Here is a 2,223-nt window from a genome sequence, read left to right as displayed (position 1 = left end):
GCCGGCGGGCGCCGCCATCGTGCGCGCCGGCGAGCTGGTGAGCACGGGCCACAACCTCACGCACACCCTGCAGGACCCCAGCGCCCACGCCGAGATGGTGGCCATTCGCCGCGCTGCCGCGGCCGTGGGCGAGTGGCGGCTGCTGGACTGCACGCTGTACGTAACGCTGGAGCCGTGCGCCATGTGCTCCGGCGCCATCGTCCTGGCGCGCATCCCCCGGCTGGTCTTCGCCGCGCACGATCCCAAGGCCGGCATGTCGGGCTCGCTGGCCAACCTGGTGCAGCACCCCCTGCTGAACCACCGGGTCCATCTCACCACGGGCGTCCTGGCCGACGAATCCGGCGACGTCCTGCGCGCCTTCTTCCGCGCGCGACGCCGCGGCAAGGCACCCGTGGCAGCCGAAGGCAGTCCGCCGGAGGGCGTGAGCGGCTGAATCCGCAACGCTGCCCCGGATTCAGCCGCTCTTCAGCACTGCCGCTGGCCCTGCACTCAGCCAGCCTACCGCTCGGATCACCCGGCCCACACGATCGGCCGGGCCTCCGTCTCCCGCAGCGTCCCCAAGATCCGTTCCAGCCACCGCTGGTCCACCTCGTCGAACGCCGCCGGGATGGTGCTGTCCACGTCGAACACGGCGATCAGCTCTCCGCGCGTGTCGAACACGGGCAGCACGATCTCCGACGCCGACGCCGAGTCGCAGGCGATGTGGCCCGGAAACGCATGCACGTCCGGCACGATCACCGTCTCGCGCCGCTCCGCCGCCGCCCCGCACACCCCGCGTCCGAACTCGATGGACAGGCACCCCAGCGTGCCCTGGTACGGGCCCACGAGCAGCCGCGTGGGCCCGACGCGGCGGTAGAAGCCCGTCCAGAAGTAGTAGGGCAGGGCGTTGTGGAGCAGGCAGACGATCGTCACCATCGCCGCAACCAGGTCCGGCTCCCCTTCCAGCACCGCCTCGATCTGCTGCGCCACCTCGGCGTATCGCTCTTCCTTGGCCGCCGCGTCCAGCCTCAACTCCCCCGTCTTATCCGCCACCAGCGTGTATTCCGCCATCCGACTGCCCTCGATCCGTGTTGATGTGCCTCGATTCCATCGATCGCCAGGCCGTGCCCGGGATGCGACCGCATACACCGCCGCCCAGCATCGGTGCGAGGCGGCGATGAGCGGCGTGTGAGCTGGTCGAGGGAAGGAGCAGAACGGGCGGTGAGCACGATGGCTCGCGATCCGAGCGGTACTCGCGGCCGCAGTCCGCGAAGGCGGACTTCGGGCCGTGGTTGCCGCGACTTCAGTCGCCCCCGCGCGGCTGCGTGAGAGCCCAGCGGCCCATCAGCGGTGCCCCGTGCGCAGGACCATCCCCGTCTCGATCAGCTCCTTGAAGCGGCGCAGATGGTCCCGCAGCATCACCTCCGGCAACTCGTGGAGCGCGCTGGCGATGGCATGGCCCACGATACCGCCCGGCGGATCGAAGTCCAGCGCGTGGTGGACGATGGTCTCGCCCGGGCGCGCGCCGGGCGTGAACTCGACGAACCCGCGATGCGGCAGATCCGAGCCGGGCAGCGTAGTCCAGGCGATCCGCCCGGGGCGGTCCTCCGTGAGCGCCGACGTCCATTCGATGGTGCGTCCGCGCAGCCCCTCGGCGGTCCACTTGGAGCGCTCGCCGCCCTCGAGCACGTCCACGCGGATGATGCGGTGCATGAACTTCGGCGCGGTCGTGAAATCCCGCCAAAACGCGTACAGCTCGTCGGGCGAGCGGTTGATGGTGACGGACGCCTGAACGCGGGTACCCCCGTCATCAGCCGCGGGCATCGCGTCCGGCGGGTCCACCGTCTCCCGCGCAGAGTCGACGCCCACCGCCGAATACACGTGGCAGTGCCCGGTGACGCCGCGATGCAGCAGCGCCGCGCCGAGCGTGGCGAGCAGCGCCCCGGGCACGCCGCGGCGCCGGGCCCCGGCCAGCGCCAGCACACTCCCACCGAGGGTGGAAACCCCCCGCTCCGTCCTTCCGACGTTCACCTCTCCGCCGAGCGCGTGCGCAAGCGTTGCCGCCACGTTGGCCACGATCCACTCCTCGTCTGTCGTTCGCTTTCAGGTCCGCCGAGTCGGGCGCGGGAGGGGTGCAAGAGGTATTCCGAGGTGGGATGGGCAGATACGCGTTCCGTCGGGTGAGGTGTTCGGGCCGGCGCCCCCCAACCCCAACCCATCCCCCGCAAACAGCCCCGGGGGCAG

At 71.1% G+C, this 2,223-nt stretch carries 3 protein-coding genes; 1 reads left to right on the top strand and 2 read right to left on the bottom strand.

Going from position 1 to position 2,223, the window contains the following annotated elements; genetic code table 11:
* The coding region (gene tadA, locus VIB55_RS09640; RefSeq protein WP_331876438.1) for a tRNA adenosine(34) deaminase TadA at positions 1–433 on the top strand (433 nt) is incomplete at its 5' end.
* Between the two features lie 77 nt (positions 434–510).
* Here the strand turns inward: tadA and VIB55_RS09635 are convergent.
* Positions 511–1,050, bottom strand: a complete 540-nt coding sequence (locus VIB55_RS09635) for a GAF domain-containing protein (RefSeq protein WP_331876437.1) — start codon at positions 1,048–1,050, stop codon at positions 511–513.
* A 273-nt stretch (positions 1,051–1,323) separates the two neighbouring features.
* A complete protein-coding gene (locus VIB55_RS09630) occupies positions 1,324–2,055 on the bottom strand; it encodes an SRPBCC family protein (RefSeq protein ID WP_331876436.1) in 732 nt (243 codons plus the stop codon).
* Positions 2,056–2,223: the final 168 nt, after the last annotated feature.

This window comes from Longimicrobium sp. (assembly GCF_036554565.1).
Taxonomy (GTDB): Bacteria; Gemmatimonadota; Gemmatimonadetes; order Longimicrobiales; family Longimicrobiaceae; genus Longimicrobium.
This window is presented reverse-complemented; position numbering and strand designations above follow the sequence as displayed.